We start from the raw sequence: 19,938 nt of genomic DNA on the forward strand, positions 1-19,938 counted from the left end.
TCAAGATGAGATTTCCCATAGCGCAAGCTAGTAAGATCCCTGAAAGATGATCAGGTTGATAGGTCAGAGGTGGAAGCGCGGTGACGTGTGGAGCTGACTGATACTAATCGATCGAGGACTTAACCAAATAGAAAAGCGAAGGCGACTGTACAACTTCGACAGATGTTGGAAAGCCGACCGTGCAAATCCCGGTTTTGGATTTGTGGGGGCGGATTGAAACAGACGAGAAGTTAGGAGCCGTAGCTGGACAAAGATTACTCGAATGATTTACTTCTTCTTCATAGCATTATCTAGTTTTGAGGGAATAAAGCTTTTTCGCGAAGCGAAAATAGGTTTCCATTCCTGAATTAAATAGTCTGGTGATGATGGCGAGAAGGTCACACCCGTTCCCATACCGAACACGGAAGTTAAGCTTCTCAGCGCCAATGGTAGTTAGGGGCTGTCCCCTTGTGAGAGTAGGACGTCGCCAGGCTGATTTAAAAAATTACTTATATTTTTGGTAAGGTTAGCATATAATATAAGTATTAGCATTAAAATAACATTTTTATTATCGCGGGGTGGAGCAGTCTGGTAGCTCGTCGGGCTCATAACCCGAAGGTCGCAGGTTCAAATCCTGTCCCCGCAACCAAAATTTTAGGTCCCGTGGTGTAGCGGTTAACATGCCTGCCTGTCACGCAGGAGATCGCGGGTTCGATTCCCGTCGGGACCGCCATTTTAATAGAATACTAATTTACTAGTACGAAACGATGTTTCGTTTTTTTTATGCCTTTTTTACCTTTTTGCTCAAATGAACAAAATCATGTAAACTACATAGTAAGAAAATGTTTTCCTTAGGAGAAGATCCTAAGGTTTTTTTATAATTAGCAATATTCTTGACTGTATCTAAATTAAAATACAATTAGCTAATGATATATATTGGGGATATTAAAATGTAAATGCCCCTAAATCAGTAGAATTAAGGTGATTTTATGAGTGAATTTAGCATTGTTTCAACAGATGCGGAACAAACCATGGACTTTTCAAAAAATTTAGCTGAGCTGCTAAAGCCAGGAGATGTAATCACTCTGGAAGGTGATCTTGGAGCAGGGAAGACAACATTTACGAAAGGGTTAGCAAAGGGGTTGGATATTAAGAGAACTGTAAATAGCCCAACATTCACTATTATAAAAGAATATCATGGCAAGATGCCTTTATATCATATGGATGTTTATAGGTTAGAGAATTCTGATGAGGACCTTGGATTTGATGAATATTTTGAAGGTAATGGTGTGACCGTTGTGGAATGGGCACATCTTATCGAAGACCTTCTACCTGAAGAATTGTTAAGCATAAATATCAAACATGGGGAAAATGAATCAAGAGTGTTAACATTAATCCCTAAAGGTACTCGCTATGAGGAACTATGTAAGGAGTTATTTTCATGAAAGTATTAGCAATTGATACGTCTAATTATGTATTAGGAGTGGCAGTTCTTGACGGTGATCAAGTGATCGGAGAATACATAACCAATCTAAAGAAAAATCACTCTGTAAGGGCAATGCCAGCTATAGATGCTTTGTTGAAGGATTGTGATGTTAAGCCTAAGGATATCTCAAAAATAGTAGTTGCTAAGGGCCCGGGATCCTATACAGGCGTAAGAATAGGAGTTACACTTGCAAAGACTTTGGCATGGACACTGAATATCCCTATTGTAGGTATATCAAGTTTGGAAGTGTTAGCGGCTTCAACAGGTCGTTATTTTCAAGGAGTTGTATCCCCCTTATTTGATGCTAGAAGAGGCCAGATTTATACAGGGCTATATCAATATAAAAGAGGACTAATTGAGACAGTAAAAAATGATCAACTAATACAGTCTCAAGACTGGGCACATCAACTAGTAAGTCTGGAAAGCCCTATCTTATTTGTAGGAAACGACTTATCTATTCACAGATCCATCATTGAACCTATACTGAAGGAAAAATTCATATTTGCTGAGATTACAGAACATAATCCACGCCCCTCAGAGTTAGCTCTATTAGGAAGAGATCGTGAAGGGGAAGAAGTGCATAGCTTCGTCCCTAACTATATTCGTTTAGCAGAAGCGGAAGCGAAATGGCTAGAAGAAAATAAAAATTAGTTTTAAGGAAGAATAAGACATGACCAAATCTTTAACTTTTCGCTTTATGAATGAAGAGGATATAGACCAAATTCTAAAAATTGAAGAGCAGTCTTTTGCTACTCCTTGGAGTAGGGAAGCCTTTGAAAATGAATTAACGAAGAATCAATTTGCCGTATATATTGTTTTGGAAGATGAAGAGCAAGTGGTTGGGTACTGTGGTGTTTGGATAGTTGTGGATGAAGCACATATAACAAATATCGCTATTTTACCACAATTCCGTGGAAACAAGCTGGGCGAGGCATTGATGAGAAAGATGATTGAATTGGCTAAAGAGATGGGAGCAAAATCAATGACATTAGAAGTAAGGGTCACTAATTTTGTTGCACAATCTTTATACCGTAAATTCGGCTTCCAAGAAGGTGCAATTAGAAAAAATTATTACACCGATAACCAAGAGGATGCCTTAGTAATGTGGGTGAATATATAATGAATAAGGATCAATTTATTCTAGGTATTGAGACAAGCTGTGATGAGACAGCTGTCGCTATTATAAAAAATGGACGAGAGATTATTGCAAATGTGGTCGCATCTCAAATTGAGAGCCATAAAAGGTTCGGGGGAGTTGTTCCAGAGATTGCATCGCGTCACCATGTTGAACAGATGACAATTGTATTAGAAGAGGCAATGGAACAAGCAAAATTAAATTTCACTGACATTGATGCCATAGCAGTCACAGAAGGACCTGGTTTAGTTGGAGCATTGTTAATCGGAGTAAATGCGGCTAAAGCTATAGCATTTGCGAAAAATATCCCTCTTATTGGTGTGCATCACATTGCAGGTCATATTTACGCCAATCGCATCATTACAGAAATGGAGTTTCCATTATTGGCCCTCGTTGTATCGGGTGGACATACAGAACTTGTATATATGAAAGAACATGGCCATTTTGAAGTAATCGGAGAAACTCGAGATGATGCTGCAGGAGAAGCCTATGACAAGGTTGCACGAGTATTGAATCTCCCTTATCCAGGAGGTCCCCATATTGATCGACTTGCTCAAGAGGGGAAACCAACGATTGATTTACCTAGAGCATGGTTGGAAGAAGGATCCTATGATTTTAGTTTTAGTGGTCTAAAGTCTGCCGTCATAAATACTGTGCATAATGCTGAACAAAGAGGGGAAAAGATTGCTCCTGAGGAATTAGCTGCAAGTTTTCAACAGAGTGTGATTGATGTTTTAGTTACAAAAACCATTCAAGCAACAAAAGAGTTTGATGTAAAACAGGTTGTGCTAGCTGGTGGTGTTGCTGCAAACAAAGGATTAAGAGCAACACTAGAAGAAAAGTTTGAGCAAATTGAAGGGGTAACTCTTACAATTCCTCCACTTTATCTTTGTACAGATAACGCTGCCATGATTGCTGCGGCAGGAAGTGTTTTATTTGAAAAAGGTCAAAGAGCCAATCTTGCCTTGAATGCAAATCCGGGATTAGATTTAGCTATCCACAACAATTAAACAGAGTAGGTGAAAGTCCCCAAATGGAATGGGGGCTTTTTTTGTTGATAACTACTATATTCAATAAATATTTAGTGGATAATGTGGATAAAACATACCTTTTCTGTGGATTATGTGGAAAAGTGTGTGGAAAGCCTATAATTATGTATTAAGTTTGTGGATATAGTTGGGGATAAATAAAAACCGGGATAGCAATAAACTCCCGGTTCTAATTACATAGTGATTTTGATTAAGACTTTGAAAAACTATTCCTCAGCTAACTCCGTCCATTCCTCCATTAACTGATCCAGCTTTTCTTTTGCGTTTTCATTTTTTTGATTAATTTCTAATACTTTCTCATGGTCTTGAAAAACTTCCGGTTGGCATAGTAATTCTTCATATTGCTCAATTTCAACCTCAAGATTAGCGATTAAATCTTCTAATTCCTCTATACGTCTTTTACGCTGTCTTTCCAGTTTTTTTGCTTCTTTATCTTGTTGGTAATTTGTTTTTTCTAGACTATGAGAAGCGGAAGAAGAATTAAGAGAATTGGCTTTACTTTCTAATGCCTTTAGTTCTTCCTGTTCTAGCTTTTTCTCAATGTAGTAATCATAGTCACCTAAGAATTCTGCTACTTTATTATTGCTTAGTTCAAGAACCTTTGTTGCAATTCGGTTAATAAAATAACGGTCGTGAGATACAAATAGAATTGTTCCGGGGTAGTCAATCAATGCATTTTCTAGTATCTCTTTGCTATCTAAATCTAGATGGTTGGTTGGCTCGTCCAATATTAAGAAATTTGCCTTTTGCATCATAAGTTTGGCCAATGCTAATCTAGCTTTTTCTCCACCACTTAAGGATGAAACAATTTTTAATACATCATCGCCTGAAAATAAAAAGTTACCTAGGATGGTTCGAATATCTTTTTCATTTTTTAGTGGATAGTCATCCCACAGTTCATTTAGTACCCTTTTATTAGAGGTGAGTTTAGCCTGTTCTTGGTCATAGTAACCTATTCCTACATTTGAACCATAATGGATTTCACCAGAAATTGAGGGAAGTGTCTCAACAATGGTTTTTAAAAGAGTTGATTTTCCAACCCCATTTGGTCCAACTAGAGCGATGCTTTCTCCCCTTGTTAGACGGAAAGAGATTTGTTCGGATACTTTTTCACCGTTGTATCCGATAGCAAGATCCTCAACTTTAAGTACATCATTGCCACTTTGTCTTTCGATTTCAAAAGAAAAGTTGGCTGACTTTTCATCGCCGAGAGGTTTATCCATTAATTGCATTTTTTCGAGCTTTTTGCGTCGACTTTGAGCTCTTTTAGTTGTTGAAGCTCGTGCAAGGTTTCGTTGAATAAAATCCTGAAGCTTTGCTACTTCTTCTTGTTGCTTTTCATATTGTTTCATATCACGTTCATAATTCTCTGCTTTTTGGTCAAGGTAAGCACTATAGTTTCCAGTAAACTTTGTAATTTGCTTACGGGATATCTCGTATACTTGATTGACGACTTTGTCTAGGAAATATCGGTCATGGGAAACAATTAAAATGGCTCCATGATATCCTTGTAAATACTGCTCAAGCCAGGAAAGCGTATCGATATCTAAATGGTTTGTCGGCTCGTCTAAGATTAGAATATCAGGCTTTTTTAATAGCAGCTTACCTAGAGCTAATCTTGTCTTTTGCCCACCGCTTAAGCTATCTATTTTAGTCGAGTAATCAAAGGAATGGAAGTTAAGTCCGTGAAGAACAGAACGAATATCTGATTCGTACTGATAACCACCATTTTCTTTAAATTGAACTTGCAATAGATCGTACTCTTTTAGAATCCGTTCGTATTCACTCGACTGAAAGGAAGAAGGGTCAGACATGGCTTCTTCGAGTTTACGGAGTTCTTTCTCTTGGCGTCTAAGGTTTTCAAATACAGTAAGCATTTCATCCCAAATGGAGAGACCTGACTCTAAACCGGTATTTTGAGCAAGATAACCAATGGTTACCTCTTTTGGCTTAATAATGTCCCCGCTGTCTTTAGACATATGCCCAGCAATGATTTTAAGTAGAGTTGATTTCCCCGCTCCATTCCTACCTACTAAAGCAATTCGGTCACGCGTTTGCACTTCTAGCTTTATATTCGTTAAAATAGGGTCAGCACCGTATGATTTTGATAATTGGTTCACTTGCAGTAATATCATAACTTTCACCTCTATATTTCTAGAGTTAGTTTAACGTAATAAAAGGAGTAGAGCAATAAAAGTAAATGAAAGGAATCGAATTCCTGTTAACTATCAATATTACGCAAAGCCGTAGTAAACTTTTATTGTGAAGGATAGTACAATCTTTACTTACAGAATGGGTAAAATAGTGTATGATTTGAGTGAGGTGTTGTAAGATGGGGGAATTTACCCACTTTAATAATGAAGGTAGAGCGAAAATGGTCGATGTGAGTGATAAAGTAGAGACAGTTCGAACGGCCATTGCTAACTCTAGTATAACGGTAAATAAAGAGATTTACGATCGAATTACCAATAATGAGATGAAAAAAGGAGATGTTCTAGCTGTAGCGCAAGTGGCTGGAATTATGGCATGTAAAAAAACATCAGAGATTATCCCAATGTGCCACCCTATTCCTTTGACTGGGATTGACATTTCATTCACATGGGAACAAGAAGAGGATCAATACACCCTTTTCATAGCAGCTTCTGTAAAGACAAAAGGGAACACGGGTGTGGAAATGGAAGCGCTAACAGCAGCATCTGCTTGTGCTTTGACTGTATATGATATGTGTAAGGCTGTAGATAAAGGAATGGTGATAGGTAAAACCTATCTAGTTGAAAAAACTGGCGGTAAAAATGGGGATTTTAAAAGAGAAGATAGATTAAAATAAGCCAATTAAAATACGGGCGGGGGATTTCGGATGAATAATGAAACAATGAAGATTCCGCAAGCAACGGCAAAGCGGTTACCTCTATATTATCGATTTTTAAAAAACCTTCACTCATCAGGAAAACAAAGAGTTTCTTCTGCTGAGTTAAGTGAAGCGGTGAAAGTAGATTCAGCAACAATCCGAAGGGATTTTTCGTATTTTGGAGCTTTAGGGAAAAAGGGTTATGGATACAATGTAAATTATCTACTATCTTTCTTCCGAAAAACGCTAGATCAAGATGAGTTAACGAAAGTAGCATTAATCGGTGTAGGTAACTTAGGTACAGCATTTTTAAATTACAATTTCTTAAAGAATAATAATACAAAAATTGAAGTCGCTTTTGACGTTGACCACGGTAAAGTAGGTACTAGTATAGGCGATGTTCCTATTCACCATATGGATGATTTAGAGAAGGTAATCGAGAAGGAAGATGTTCAAGTGGCTATTCTGACGGTTCCATCGACGTTTGCCCAGTCCATTACAGATCGTCTTGTACAAGTTAATGTAAAGGGAATATTAAACTTCACACCGGCAAGGTTAACAGTACCATCTTTCATTAGGGTCCATCATATTGATTTAGCTGTTGAATTGCAATCACTTGTTTATTTTCTGAAGCACTATGGCGTTGAAGCCGAGGATAGTGAATAAAATCACGAAAATCTAGTAAAGTGCAAAAAGAATTAACCAATATAAAATAGTTGAAGATAGTAATAAATCCGTTATGATAGAATGAGGGAGGTGAGGCAGGATGATGAATATCGGTATGGGAAGCCTCATACTTATTGTGTTCGTTGCTTTATTAATATTTGGTCCTAAGAAGTTACCTGAGCTAGGTAAAGCAGCAGGGAACACTTTACGTGAATTTAAAAACGCTACTAAAGGTTTAGCAGATGATGATGACGATACAAAAAAAGAAAATAAGAGCGACACAAATTAAATTTTTATACAAATAAAGGTGAGCTTAATTCCAGATTTTCATAAGTTTTATCCTTTATTAATTTATATGTACGGTGAATACTTATTTTTATGTGATGTTAGGATGAAATACAATGAGTCATAAAGATATGACGATGTTTGAACATATTGGCGAGTTAAGAAAACGGCTTGTTATTTCGGTCGTTTTCTTCTTCGTTGCAACAATTGCAAGTTTCTTTATTGCGGAGCCGTTAATCGTCTATTTGCAGAAAGCTGATGAAGCAAAAGAACTTACGATGAATGCGTTTCGTCTGACAGATCCAATCAAGATTTATATGCAATTTGCTTTTCTGATTGCATTTGTTATGACTTCACCCTTTCTTTTATATCAATTATGGGCTTTTATAAGTCCCGGCTTGTATGAAAAAGAGAGGAAAGTGACGCTAAGCTACATTCCAATATCCGTTATTCTATTTATTAGTGGTATTGCTTTTTCTTATTTTATTTTGTTTCCATTTGTCGTCGAATTCATGACGAGAATCGCAAACCGATTAGATATTAATCAGGTAATTGGAATTAATGAGTACTTTCAATTCCTATTCCAATTGACGATTCCATTTGGATTACTGTTTCAGCTACCCGTTATTATCATGTTTTTAACGCGATTAGGAATTGTGACACCTATGTACTTGGCAAAGGTTCGAAAATACGCTTACTTTATTCTGATTGTCATAGCAGCATTTATTACGCCACCTGAGCTTTTATCTCATATGATGGTTACAGTGCCGCTACTAATCCTGTACGAAGTGAGTATATTAATTTCGAGATTTGCTTATAAAAAAGCCCAGCAGGCTGAACAGATTTTAGAAGAGGAAATATAAACAATAAAGGCCATCAGAAGTAAAATTCTGATGGCCACTTTAATGTGTTAACTTATCTCTGTCGGTTGTTTAGCCCACTTAATCGCTCGAACTTGAATCTCGCCAATTTTCTCTTCTAGTTCTTCAGGGGGAAGGGGATGTCCAAAGAAATAACCTTGTATTTCAGTACAGTTATTTTTTTGTAAAATCACTACTTGATCCTCTTCCTCTACGCCTTCTGCAATAACTAGTAGGTTTAAATTTTGTGCCATTGTAATGATGGTCGAAACAATCGCAGCATTTGCCTGATTGCTTGCAATATCTTTTACAAAGGAACGATCAATCTTTAGACGGTCGATAGGTAGTACCTTTAGATAGTTGAGAGAGCTGTATCCAGTTCCAAAATCATCAATGCTTATTTTAATTCCAAGTTTTTTCAAATCATTTAGAACCGGAATCGCCTGTTTCACATCTATTGTCATGCTCTCCGTAATTTCTAGTTCTAGTAAATGCGGCTCAAGCCCGGTTTCTTCTAGGACAGAAGCAACCATATTGATAAGATTTGATTGTAAAAATTGCCTAGTAGATAAGTTCACAGATATAGACAAAGTAGGGAGACCATTGTTCTTCCATTCTGTCACTTGCTTACAAGCAGTTCTTAAAACAAATTCTCCAATCGGAACAATTAATCCGGTTTCCTCCGCTATTGGAATAAACTTTCCTGGTGAGATAAGTCCTTTTTCTGGATGGTTCCAACGAATGAGAGCCTCAACGCCTGTTAATTCTCCTGTTTGAACGTTAACCTTCGGCTGATAATATACCATGAACTCATTACGCTCAATGGCCTTTCGAAGATCATTTTCAAATACTAGTTCTTCGTAGGTTAGATCTTCAACAATAGGTGAATACAAGGAAAACGTATTCCCGAGTTCTTTAACCCTAAACATAGCGAAATTTGCATGTTTAATCAATGACTCCACATCTTCGCCATCTGTTGGGTATAAGGAGATCCCAATACTTGCTGTGGTAAGGATTTCATACCCGTTTATGATAATGGGCTTATTGATGGTTTGAACGATTTTTTCAGCGACTTGGATAGCGTCCTTGCCTTCACTGATGGCAGGTAAAAGAATGAGAAACTCATCTCCTCCTATCTTTGCGACAATGTCATCAGGACCGATACAGTCACGAATTTGTCCCCCAACGTTTTTTAAAAGTAAATCCCCAAAATCATGTCCTAGAGAGTCATTAACCTTCTTAAATCGATCCAAATCGAGAAACAACACGGCAAGTAAGGATGATTCTTCTTCGTTGTTTTTCTTCTGAATTGCTTGTCCGACCTTTTCTTTGAAAAAACGAAAATTTGGAAGCTGCGTAATATAATCATGATAGGCAGAATGATGTAAAGATTCATAGGCAAAAATTAAATCCAATGAGAGAGCAATTTGGTTCGTGAAAACGGAGAGAGACTGTACCATTGAATCACTGAAATAATTCTCCTTCATGCTCCCTAGATTTAATGTACCTATGGGTTTTTCCTTACTAGTCAATGGAATGATGAGTGAAGACCTGATGTTTGGTTCTACAAAGATACCTTTAAGTTCACTAAAGCCCATATGGTTCTGGATAAATGGAACATCACTGTTCATCACGTTTTGCAAAACATTATTAGTTAACGAAGAAGTCTGTATGTCACTATTCTTTAAAAAATATAACCTACCGCCATCTTTCAATTGTTGGTCAACTAAACTAATAGAGGTTGCTTCGATTTTCATAAAATCTTGGATTTCTTTTAAGATTACGAGTAAGACCTCTTCACGGAGAATATCTTTCTTTATCACGGATTGTGCAATTTTTCTATTGGTTTCAAGCATGTTTATATTTTCAGTAAGGCTTTTCGTTGCTTTATCAATTTCGGTTTGCAGAGTGGCCTCGTTGGCTTCTATTCTTTTTGCCATCTTGTTAAACATATGTGATAACGATTTCGCTTCATTGGTTCCTTCCTCGATCACGCGAACCTTTCTTTTTCCGTCAATCAAGTTCTGAGATGCTTTCATCAAACTGACCAAAGGGGAAGAAATACGCTTGCTAATAAAAGACGACACAAACATAGCGAGAACTGAGACTAAAAGAGATATAAAAACGGTATAGGTTATGATTGAAAAAAGTTGTTTATTCAGTTCATCGGTTTTTAAAGCAATTTCAATTTCTCCTAAGTTTGAATTAAAATACTCAAGAGGTACTTTTTCAACCAATACTTTGTCTTCTTCTAGTGTGTCTCCTTTTTGATTTACAATGGTTCCATGTTTATCTTTTACAATGACGTATTGAATGTTCGGTTGGTCTAGCAAAGAATATACCAACGGCGTAATTAACGTATAATTTTCCTCTAACATAGAAAGGGCAATGGCTGAATTTAATGTATTAGCTGCTGTCTGCCCTTCATTACGTAAAGCACTTTCAATATGCGCTTTTTCTTTCCAAATATAAGTCACACTTAATGAGGCAATACCAGCAAGTAAAATAATGTTTGTGGATAACCAAATTTTAAACGCGATACTATTGGTCCATTTCACTTTTCCTTGCCTCCTCTAGTTGTGCTAACCACTCACGATAATATTTCTTTTGTTCTTCTCTATCATATTTGTTCGTAATGCTTTCCCATTCAGTGGCTGTATTCTGTAAAGCTTCTTCTGGGGAGAGCCTATTAATAAGGGCTAGTCCCATATTTCTATCAAGGCTCTGCATATATTCCCAGCTCCCAGGAATCATAAGATCGGTGTTCGTATTCTTCAAGCTATCCTTAAGTGTGGAAAGAAAATCCCTACTAATCTCTTCACTTGGGAAAGGACCTTTACCAGTCACTTCAAAATGACTATAGCGATAGGGATCATTAATCGTTTCATAAGAGTTAATGGAATCGATACTGTTCTCTTTAGAAGTAAGATGTTCAATCACTTGCCAAGCCTTAGCTGGATCCTTTGAATCCTTTGAGATGGAAAGCACTCTACCTATCCAAGTACCGCCACGAGGGGATCCCTCTAAATCTCCTGGAACTAAAGTCCAATCTACCTGGTCTACAATCTTCGAATCCCATGTCTTTGTGTCAAAGGAAAACCGTGCTGTATCACTCCACTGTACAACCATGGCTACATTTCCTTGTAAAAACACATTATTTAAATCAACCCAGTCATACATTGAATTGGGTGGAACAGCCTCACTGTTCACTAGGTTAACTAAATCAGTTAGTACTTGAATTCCTTTTTCAGAATGAATAAGCGGCTTCATTTCCTCATCAAAGTAAGCTCCGCCTGTGGATAGAAAGCGTTCAGCAAACCATATGTATCTCATTCCGTCCCCATTTAAGATGGCAGTTCCATATTGATTGATTTTTCCATCTCCATTTGTATCTCGACTAAGAAATTTTGCAATCTGGTCATACTCTTCCCATGTTCTCGGTGGCTCTAAGTCTTTTCCATATTTCAGGTGGTACTCTTCGTTATATTTCTTGAACAAATCCTTGCGATAAAAAAGTAAGTGATTGTCACCATCATAAGGAGCTCCGTAAGAATGGTTCCCATACTTCATATAGACATTCTTATAGAGCGGCAGGATGTCCTCTGAATATTCCTCCGTAAAATAGGAATCAAGAGGTAAGAGCATATCACGCTCAACATACATGGGTACTTTAACAGGAAAAAGAACATATATATCATACTGCTCGTCGGTAGCGAATAAGAAATCTTCCATTCTTTCTGTGAGCCGTTCGGGGTAATTATAGACAAGACGGATTCCATACTTCTCGGCAATCTCCTTTTCTTCTTTTTTAAAAAAGGAAATAGCTCCAGGGGAATCGGCAATAATTTTAATCGGAATTAAACGGTCATTGACACCTTCATTTTCTAAAGGGACAGTTGTAGTCTTGTCGCAACCTATCAGTGACAACCCGAGCAATAAAGGAACAACTAATCTCCATTTCACAAGATCACCTCTTACAATAAAAATGAGGAAGGGTAAATTAAATGGCACTTCTTTCCTCTATATTGTAATAGACGAACGTAGCCTTTTGAGTAAGAGAATATGTAAAATTAGTGGATAAATTATACATTAGATAGGGAATATAAAAACCCTTTCCGTTATAAGTGGAAAGGGTTAAGGCTTACTTCTTATCTTTTTTTACATTTTTAATTTTATAGTGTAGCAATACCATTCTGATTCCTGATCCAAGATCAAACGTGGCAAGTAGAACAAGTAGGTAAGTGAAAAATCCCCATTCGCCGGTTCTTTGTACATCCATGACTGCGAAATAGGTAAATAATAAACCGAGTACAATATAGATAATACCCGAAAACAAAGGTGACTGCCTCATATAAAAAATCCTCCGATAAAGCTTTGAATTCTTTCAGCTTCTTGTATCATTCTTTCTAGATCCTCTTTAAAAATAGATTGAACCAGAACAACAAATGTATTCATGGCAACATGAGCAATTATTGGAACAATAATTCGGTTTGTTTTTACATATAAAAATGCAAAGGTGAATCCCATTGCAGAATATAGGATTAGATGTTCAGGTTCAAAGTGAGCAAAGGCGAAAATAACAGAACTGATTAATCCTGAAATAAAGAAATTAAATCGTTTATAAAGAGAACCAAATATAATTTTTCGAAATACGATTTCTTCTAATATAGGTCCAATAATGGAACTTACCATGATAATAATTGGAAACGCTTCGATAAGGTTGATGATTTGCTGAGTATTTTCTGAGCCCATTTCAATTCCTAATAATCTCTCGATGTTTGCTGCAACAGCCTGAGATATTAAAGCAAGGAACACACCACCAAATGCCCAAAGTAACGATATGCTTAGCGGGGCACTATCACGATACTCCATTTTCATATCTTTTCTTAGTAAAAATAGGACTATAATCAATGTAGCAGTAAAACTAAAGACTAGCCATATGACGACACCTAAAATTTCCATCTCCTCAAGTGACTTTCCTAGGGAGACTCCTCCAAATGTAACAAGCGGAACACCAATAAGACTGGAGAGCTGCATGGCTATATATGCAATTAAGATGATCCAATATTCTCTCTTCAATATATATTTCTCCTTTAAAAGTCTGTAAAAATGAAAAAGCACTATACTCATTCTACTAATAATAACCTCAATGTTTCAAATAAGCAGATTTAATTAGTTATGAGTAACTATTACAGGGTGTTCGATTTAAATAAGAAAGAATGTGACAAAAGGATAGGCAAGCGTTTTACCCTCTTATAATTAATACATCTATGTAAAGGTTGATTCAGAAATATTTAAATCATATGGTTAATTCTTCAATTTATGTGCATACTTTGAAAGGTTGAAAGAAACATGCATATTTTCAGAGGGTCAGCAATTTTTAAAAATTTTATGTAAAAAATTTGTTCTTGACGCTTGCAAATATTCATCGATTTCATTAATATAATAATTGTGTTAGCACTCAATAAGAGAGAGTGCTAATAATAAAATTCTTACATATATATTTGAGGAGGTTGTTTCACTTGTTAAAGCCATTAGGTGATCGCATTGTTATTGAGCTTGTTGAAACAGAAGAAAAAACTGCAAGCGGTATCGTTTTACCGGACACAGCTAAAGAAAAGCCTCAAGAAGGCCGCGTAGTTGCTGTAGGTACTGGACGCGTTCTTGAAAACGGTGAGCGAGTTGCTTTAGAAGTTTCAGAAGGCAACCGCATTATCTTCTCAAAGTACGCTGGTACAGAAGTTAAGTATGATGGAAAAGAGTACTTAATTCTACGTGAAAATGACATTCTAGCTGTAGTAGGCGAATAATTACAACTCAAAAACTAGTTGGAGGATAACGCGACAGACATGTGAACGTTTATTCTCCCCCGTTTCTGGGTGGATTCATCGTGATCCTATTCTAGTATTTTAAGTTTTATATCTATTATGGGAGTATCCCAATCATAAGAAGATTTTATTTTTAGGAGGTTTTTGAAAATGGCAAAAGAGATTAAATTTAGTGAAGAAGCACGCCGCTCAATGCTACGTGGTGTGGACGCACTTGCAAATGCAGTAAAAGTAACTCTTGGACCAAAAGGACGCAACGTGGTTCTTGAGAAAAAATTCGGTTCTCCACTTATTACAAACGATGGAGTAACAATCGCGAAAGAAATTGAATTAGAAGATGCATTCGAAAACATGGGTGCTAAGCTTGTTGCTGAAGTTGCTAGCAAAACGAACGATGTTGCTGGTGACGGTACAACTACTGCTACAGTACTTGCTCAAGCGATGATTCGTGAAGGTCTTAAAAACGTTACAGCTGGTGCTAACCCAATGGGTATCCGTAAAGGAATCGAAAAAGCGGTTACAACTGCTGTTGAAGAGTTAAGAGCTATTTCTAAGCCAATCGAAGGAAAAGCTTCCATTGCACAAGTTGCTGCAATTTCAGCTGCTGACGAAGAAATCGGTCAATTAATCGCTGAAGCTATGGAGCGCGTTGGTAACGACGGCGTTATCACAATTGAAGAGTCTAAAGGTTTCACTACTGAGTTAGATGTAGTTGAAGGTATGCAATTCGACCGTGGATATGCATCTCCATACATGGTAACTGATTCAGATAAAATGGAAGCTGTTCTTGATAACCCATATATCTTAATCACTGACAAGAAGATTGGTAGCATCCAAGAAATCCTACCAGTTCTTGAGCAAGTTGTTCAACAAGGTAAGCCACTTTTACTAGTTGCTGAAGATGTTGAAGGTGAAGCTCTTGCTACATTAGTAGTAAATAAATTACGTGGTACGTTCAATGCAGTAGCTGTTAAAGCTCCTGGATTTGGTGACCGTCGTAAAGCTATGTTAGAAGACATTGCGATCCTAACTGGTGGTGAAGTAATCACTGAAGAATTAGGACGTGACCTTAAATCTGCTACAATCCAATCTTTAGGACGCGCTGCTAAAGTTGTAGTAACAAAAGAAAATACTACAATCGTTGAAGGTGCTGGAGACTCAGCTCAAATCGCTGGTCGTGTAAACCAAATTCGCGTACAAATGGAAGAAACAACTTCTGAATTTGACCGTGAAAAATTACAAGAGCGCCTAGCTAAATTAGCTGGTGGAGTTGCAGTTGTTAAAGTTGGAGCTGCTACTGAAACTGAATTAAAAGAGCGCAAACTTCGTATCGAAGATGCTTTAAACTCTACTCGTGCTGCAGTAGAAGAAGGTATCGTTTCTGGTGGTGGAGTTGCACTTCTTAACGTATACAATAAAGTTGCTGAGCTTCAAGCTGAAGGTGACGAAGCTACTGGTATTAACATCGTTCTACGTGCGATGGAAGAGCCTGTACGTACAATCGCTCACAACGCAGGTCTTGAAGGATCAGTTATCGTTGACCGCTTAAAGCGTGAAGCAGTTGGAACTGGTTTCAACGCAGCTACTGGTGCATGGGTAAACATGATCGAAGCTGGTATCGTTGACCCAACTAAAGTAACTCGTTCTGCACTTCAAAACGCTGGATCAGTTGCAGCTATGTTCTTAACGACAGAAGCTGTAGTTGCTGACAAGCCTGAAGAAAATGCTGGTGGCATGCCTGATATGGGTGCTATGGGTGGCATGGGCGGAATGGGCGGCATGATGTAATAACGCCCTCAAACCCTTGATATGAGTGGGTTTTTGAGTAAGGTGAGAGTGAAATGCTAACATTTTGCTAACATTGAGGTAAATTAACGGAGGCTTCTCATGAGTTCAGCGAACTTTTGAGAGGCTTCTTTTTTCATTTCTTGGGTTACGTGGAGGTACACATTTTTCGTAATTTGATCGTCAGTATGACCTAAACGGTCCATAATTTGTTCGAGACTGACACCTGCCTCGGCAAGTAGTGATGTGTGCGTGTGTCTTAAACTATGTGGCGTTAAATCTTCATTTAGCCTTGCAATTTTAAGCAATCTTTTCATTCGATCTCGTACATTTTTAACCACGATAGGATAACCGTATTGTCTTTCCATTTTAGCGAATATGAAATCTTTATTATGATAAGCATCCCCTAGACGTTCGATAACTTTCTCCTGAACTCTTTTATGATCCGTCAATACATGTATTACCTCTTCATCCACAATGATTTTTCGGCGTGATTTTCTCGTTTTTGGTGTGACTAACTGATATTCCAAAGCATTATTCTTTGGGTTGTAATACGTTTTACTTATGCTAATTGTATGGTTTATTAAATCTATATCTTTCCACTTTAGGGCAACCAGTTCACCAACCCTTATTCCGGTGTAGGCTAAAATTAAATACATCAAGTAATCATGCTCCAAACCGTAATCCTTGGCTGTTTTTAAAAACAGAGCAAGTTCTTCTTTTTCAAGATATCGTGGAACTTCCTCTTCTTCTAATTGTTCAATTGTTTTCTTTTCTTTTTTTACATAGGCGAATTCAGTAGGATCTTTTTTAATCAATTCCAGTTCTAATGCTTTTCGGAATATCATCCTTCCTGTCCTATTAATTCCCTCTCTGGTGCTATCAGAATACCCTTTTTCCTTTAGGTCGTTTAGAGCATCCTGATACATTTTTCGCGTAATGTCTTTTAGTTTTAATTGAGCGAAATAGGGTAACAATTTACCGATTTCATGGAGACGGACGCGAATGGTTCCGGGCTTTACATTTTTTGCTTCGCTATAAACGGGAAGCCACTCTTTTGCAAAGTCGCTAAAAGTTTTATCTGTTTCCTCTAAATATGTTCCTTGGTTTAATTCATGAATTAGAGTGGTAGCAAATTCTTCAGCTTCTTGCTTAGTATTAAAGCCGCTTTTTACCTTCTGCTTTCTCTTCCCAGTGATTGGATCTAATCCTATATCAATTGTGAAAGCCCACTTTGAACCACATATGCATTTTTTCTTCTTGCAAGTACAGTTTCGCCGGTAAAAATGTCCTTTCATTTCATTAAAAAACCTCACTTTCTTAATGGATTTGTTACTGAATTTCCATTATGTCCAATATAAAAAAGAACAATTCCTTCCAAGAGCTACTAAAAGAGAATGTAGCTATATTGTTTATGAATTGGTATGTCCAATTGTCTAGTTGTTATAATTAATTCCTAAAATTAGGAGGTGAATGAGAACAATTTGTAGAAATTAGTCATAATAATTATTACTATAAGTTGGAGTGAATAGCTGGTGAACGATGTTCAATTTGCTTTTGTAGATGAATATGGGAACTATGGCTTTGATTTCGAGAAAAATGACGTCTCAACACATTTTATAATTGTTGCTATTCTTGTTAAAGGTTCTAATAAAGAGATATTAGAGGAAAAAGTAGAATATATAAGGCAGAAGTATTTTCAGGCTGGTGAAATGAAGTCCAGTAAAATCAGAAACAACCATAAGAGAAGAAGTTTGATTCTAAATGAGCTAAAAGGTCTGCCTTTCCACATTTTTGCTTATGTTATAGATAAAAGGAAAATAAATGAAAACGCGGGAATTCGTTTTAAGAAGTCTTTTTTCAAATTTTTAAATAGACAATTATATGATGATTTATTTAAAACTTTTGACCAACTGGAGCTTGTTGCGGATGAATATGGAAATAAAGAGTTCATGGAAGAGTTTAAAGCGTATGTGAAACGGAAGAGTATCCCCGATTTATTTAACTTCTCTAGTTTCGGATTTAATAATAGTAAGTCTAATATCCTTATTCAATTAGCTGATCTACTGGCGGGGACAATCGCTAAGGGATATGATAAAAACCAACTTTCAGATGAATATCAGACTTTTTATAAGATCTTAGAAAAACACATTATTAGGTTAGAATATTGGCCAAAGGACTATAGAAATTTTTTGGTTGATACATCAAAAAGTGAAAATAAAACGCCATATGATGAAGTGATTTTAAAACAGGCTGTCAACTTGGCTTACCAATATATAGATAAGTCTAGCAATATTGAAGATATTGATGAAAAGGACAGAGTTGATTTTCTGAAGTTTTTGTTATTAAAAACGTATCAAAATCCAAATGAATATATATATACACATGAAATTCTTGATAACCTCAATGCTATTAGAAACCAAAAGATCAACATCCATTACTTTAGATCTAATATTGTATCTAAGTTACGGGATAATGGGTTATTAATTGCCAGTAGTAATAAGGGATATAAGTTACCTACATGTATAGAAGATCTGTATGACTTTGTTAACCTGACTAGTTTAAATATACATCCAATGATTCAAAGAATAACTAAATGTAGAGACCAAATTTTATTAGCTACTAATAATGAGATAGATATTCTTGATAAAGCAGAATATGAAGATATTAAAAGAATTGTAGAGCTATCAAAGGGATTAGTATAACAATTGATCAAATGTTAGTTTTAATTATGGAGAAAATATTAACTGTATATGTAAGGTGAAAGCGAAATGAATACATTTTGCTTTCAAAGAATAACTATAATCACCTCTGTAATAACTTACTAAATTTATCACAAGCAGCTCTTTTCACTTCTGTTGTGAAATGAAGATATACTTTTCTAGTCACCTCTTCATCATAATGGCCTAACCGATCCATGATTTCTTCCAGAGTTGCCCCAGCTTGTGCAAGTAGGGATGTATGTGTATGGCGAAGTGAGTGTGGAGTAAGGCCTTTATTCAATTCTCCCAACTTGAGTATCCTTGTCATCCTTGTTTCAACTAATTTGATTAAGACAGGATAGCCCGGATAACGATTAAAGTTAGCAAAAATATACCCATAGTCAGAGTATCTGTCTCCAAAATGCCTAATTAATGCTTCCTGCTCTAATTTGTGCTTTTTAAGTGCGTTAATTACAATTTCATCCACTGAAACAATACGACGTGACTTTAATGTTTTTGGTGGAACCAGTTGATAGTTCCGAGTATTATTTTTCTTGTTATAGTACGTTTTTGTAATTCGGATTGTGTGTTTTTTAAAATCAATATCTTTCCATTGAAGTGCTACCAATTCTCCCACACGAATACCTGTATAGGCTAATGTAGTAAAAATGACTTCATCCATATATAGACCTTTTTCATTAACGGTATCCAAAAACATCAGAAGCTCATTTCTTTCGAAGAAATTAGGAAGTTCTTCCACATCATCCTCAATGATGGTTTTTTGATCTTTTCTAATGTAAGCCTGCTCTGTTGGGTTTGTTTCAATAACCTTTTTACTAGTTGCAAAATTAAAAATCATTTTTCCAGTAGTATGAATACCTTCTAATGTATTTCTGGTTAGATTTTGACTCTTTAAAGTATGCAATGCTTCCTGATATATATCTTCAGTAATATCATTTAGTTTTAGATGGGCAAAGAATGGCATTAATTTATTTATACTATAAAGTCTATTGTCTATGGTTCCGGGTTTTGGTGCATTTCTATCAATATAATATTCTAACCAGTCTTGAATAAAATCTTTAAATTTAATGTCTTTTTTAACTACAGACTTCCCTTCTTTTACTTCATCCAAGAAGGCGAATGCAGCCATTTGAGCCTCATGTTTGGTGCTGAAACCTCCCTTAGATTTCTGACGCCTTCTACCAGTTTTAGGGTTAATTCCATTGTCAACAACAAATGTCCACTTGCAAGTACAATCCTCCACTTGGCACTTGCAGTCTCTTTTATAGTAATGACCTTTCATAATAATTCCTCT

Annotated in this window: 18 protein-coding genes, 2 tRNA genes and 2 rRNA genes; 15 read left to right on the forward strand and 7 right to left on the reverse strand. The window is 36.5% G+C overall.

Going from position 1 to position 19,938, the window contains the following annotated elements:
• The 8 genes from ACFYKX_RS25690 to tsaD form a co-directional block, all read left to right on the forward strand.
• Positions 1–127 (forward strand): 23S ribosomal RNA (locus ACFYKX_RS25690); the annotation flags it as partial.
• A gap of 228 nt (positions 128–355) precedes the next feature.
• Positions 356–472 (forward strand): 5S ribosomal RNA (gene rrf / locus ACFYKX_RS25695).
• Positions 473–551: 79 nt separating this feature from the next.
• Positions 552–628, forward strand: a tRNA-Met gene (locus ACFYKX_RS25700).
• 8 nt (positions 629–636) lie between these two features.
• A tRNA-Asp gene (locus ACFYKX_RS25705) sits at positions 637–712 on the forward strand.
• Between the two features lie 256 nt (positions 713–968).
• Positions 969–1,424 carry a tRNA (adenosine(37)-N6)-threonylcarbamoyltransferase complex ATPase subunit type 1 TsaE gene (gene tsaE / locus ACFYKX_RS25710; RefSeq protein ID WP_389364945.1) on the forward strand — a complete coding sequence of 152 codons (456 nt, stop codon included), beginning with the start codon at positions 969–971 and terminating at the stop codon, positions 1,422–1,424.
• Positions 1,421–2,116, forward strand: coding sequence for a tRNA (adenosine(37)-N6)-threonylcarbamoyltransferase complex dimerization subunit type 1 TsaB (gene tsaB, locus ACFYKX_RS25715; protein WP_389364947.1), 696 nt, complete (start codon positions 1,421–1,423; stop codon positions 2,114–2,116). Before tsaE ends, tsaB begins: the two co-directional genes overlap by 4 nt.
• A 19-nt stretch (positions 2,117–2,135) precedes the next feature.
• Positions 2,136–2,585, forward strand: coding sequence for a ribosomal protein S18-alanine N-acetyltransferase (gene rimI, locus ACFYKX_RS25720; RefSeq protein ID WP_389364949.1), 450 nt, complete (start codon positions 2,136–2,138; stop codon positions 2,583–2,585).
• Positions 2,585–3,610 (forward strand): tRNA (adenosine(37)-N6)-threonylcarbamoyltransferase complex transferase subunit TsaD, encoded by a 1,026-nt coding sequence (tsaD, locus tag ACFYKX_RS25725; RefSeq protein ID WP_389364951.1) that lies wholly within the window; start codon positions 2,585–2,587, stop codon positions 3,608–3,610. The genes rimI and tsaD overlap by 1 nt, the downstream gene beginning before the upstream one ends.
• 245 nt (positions 3,611–3,855) lie before the next feature.
• On the opposite strand, the gene ACFYKX_RS25730 is transcribed toward tsaD, so the two are convergent.
• Complete coding sequence (locus ACFYKX_RS25730) at positions 3,856–5,784, reverse strand: ABC-F family ATP-binding cassette domain-containing protein (protein WP_389364953.1); 1,929 nt, start codon at positions 5,782–5,784, stop codon at positions 3,856–3,858.
• Positions 5,785–5,981: 197 nt separating this feature from the next.
• Between ACFYKX_RS25730 and moaC the strand changes: the two genes are divergently transcribed.
• The 4 genes from moaC (at position 5,982) to tatC (ending at position 8,311) form a co-directional block, all read left to right on the forward strand.
• Positions 5,982–6,476, forward strand: coding sequence for a cyclic pyranopterin monophosphate synthase MoaC (gene moaC, locus ACFYKX_RS25735; protein WP_389364955.1), 495 nt, complete (start codon positions 5,982–5,984; stop codon positions 6,474–6,476).
• 30 nt (positions 6,477–6,506) lie between these two features.
• Positions 6,507–7,163: a redox-sensing transcriptional repressor Rex gene (locus ACFYKX_RS25740; RefSeq protein ID WP_389364957.1), complete on the forward strand. Its 657-nt coding sequence runs from the start codon at positions 6,507–6,509 to the stop codon at positions 7,161–7,163.
• A 100-nt stretch (positions 7,164–7,263) separates the two neighbouring features.
• Entirely contained in the window at positions 7,264–7,452 is a 189-nt protein-coding gene (locus ACFYKX_RS25745) for a twin-arginine translocase TatA/TatE family subunit (protein ID WP_389364959.1), read from the forward strand.
• Positions 7,453–7,564: 112 nt separating this feature from the next.
• Positions 7,565–8,311 carry a twin-arginine translocase subunit TatC gene (gene tatC, locus ACFYKX_RS25750; protein WP_389364961.1) on the forward strand — a complete coding sequence of 249 codons (747 nt, stop codon included), beginning with the start codon at positions 7,565–7,567 and terminating at the stop codon, positions 8,309–8,311.
• Positions 8,312–8,358: 47 nt separating this feature from the next.
• On the opposite strand, the gene ACFYKX_RS25755 is transcribed toward tatC, so the two are convergent.
• The 4 genes from ACFYKX_RS25755 to ACFYKX_RS25770 all read right to left on the reverse strand — a co-directional run bounded on the left by ACFYKX_RS25755 (position 8,359) and on the right by ACFYKX_RS25770 (position 13,387).
• Positions 8,359–10,866: an EAL domain-containing protein gene (locus ACFYKX_RS25755; protein WP_389364963.1), complete on the reverse strand. Its 2,508-nt coding sequence runs from the start codon at positions 10,864–10,866 to the stop codon at positions 8,359–8,361.
• Complete coding sequence (locus ACFYKX_RS25760) at positions 10,850–12,271, reverse strand: ABC transporter substrate-binding protein (RefSeq protein WP_389364965.1); 1,422 nt, start codon at positions 12,269–12,271, stop codon at positions 10,850–10,852. The genes ACFYKX_RS25755 and ACFYKX_RS25760 overlap by 17 nt, the downstream gene beginning before the upstream one ends.
• Before the next feature lie 178 nt (positions 12,272–12,449).
• On the reverse strand, positions 12,450–12,659 hold the full coding sequence (locus ACFYKX_RS25765) for a YdiK family protein (protein ID WP_389364967.1): 210 nt from the start codon (positions 12,657–12,659) through the stop codon (positions 12,450–12,452).
• Positions 12,656–13,387 (reverse strand): CPBP family intramembrane glutamic endopeptidase, encoded by a 732-nt coding sequence (locus tag ACFYKX_RS25770; RefSeq protein ID WP_389364969.1) that lies wholly within the window; start codon positions 13,385–13,387, stop codon positions 12,656–12,658. The genes ACFYKX_RS25765 and ACFYKX_RS25770 overlap by 4 nt, the downstream gene beginning before the upstream one ends.
• A gap of 443 nt (positions 13,388–13,830) precedes the next feature.
• Between ACFYKX_RS25770 and groES the strand changes: the two genes are divergently transcribed.
• Positions 13,831–14,118 carry a co-chaperone GroES gene (groES, locus tag ACFYKX_RS25775; protein ID WP_389364971.1) on the forward strand — a complete coding sequence of 96 codons (288 nt, stop codon included), beginning with the start codon at positions 13,831–13,833 and terminating at the stop codon, positions 14,116–14,118.
• Positions 14,119–14,286: 168 nt separating this feature from the next.
• Positions 14,287–15,924, forward strand: coding sequence for a chaperonin GroEL (gene groL, locus ACFYKX_RS25780; protein ID WP_389364973.1), 1,638 nt, complete (start codon positions 14,287–14,289; stop codon positions 15,922–15,924).
• Positions 15,925–16,007: 83 nt separating this feature from the next.
• On the opposite strand, the gene ACFYKX_RS25785 is transcribed toward groL, so the two are convergent.
• Positions 16,008–17,219 carry a site-specific integrase gene (locus ACFYKX_RS25785; RefSeq protein WP_389364975.1) on the reverse strand — a complete coding sequence of 404 codons (1,212 nt, stop codon included), beginning with the start codon at positions 17,217–17,219 and terminating at the stop codon, positions 16,008–16,010.
• Positions 17,220–17,456: 237 nt separating this feature from the next.
• On the opposite strand from ACFYKX_RS25785, the gene ACFYKX_RS25790 reads away from it, so the two are divergent.
• Complete coding sequence (locus tag ACFYKX_RS25790; RefSeq protein WP_243530731.1) at positions 17,457–18,626, forward strand: DUF3800 domain-containing protein; 1,170 nt, start codon at positions 17,457–17,459, stop codon at positions 18,624–18,626.
• 100 nt (positions 18,627–18,726) lie between these two features.
• Here ACFYKX_RS25790 and ACFYKX_RS25795 read toward each other — a convergent pair whose 3' ends face one another.
• The gene (locus ACFYKX_RS25795; RefSeq protein ID WP_389364977.1) at positions 18,727–19,926 is read right to left on the reverse strand and encodes a site-specific integrase; all 1,200 of its coding nucleotides are present in this window, start codon (positions 19,924–19,926) and stop codon (positions 18,727–18,729) included.
• Positions 19,927–19,938 lie beyond the last annotated feature (12 nt).

Source organism: Cytobacillus spartinae (assembly GCF_042865285.1).
GTDB classification, from domain to species: Bacteria; Bacillota; Bacilli; order Bacillales; family Cytobacillaceae; genus Robertmurraya_A; species Robertmurraya_A spartinae.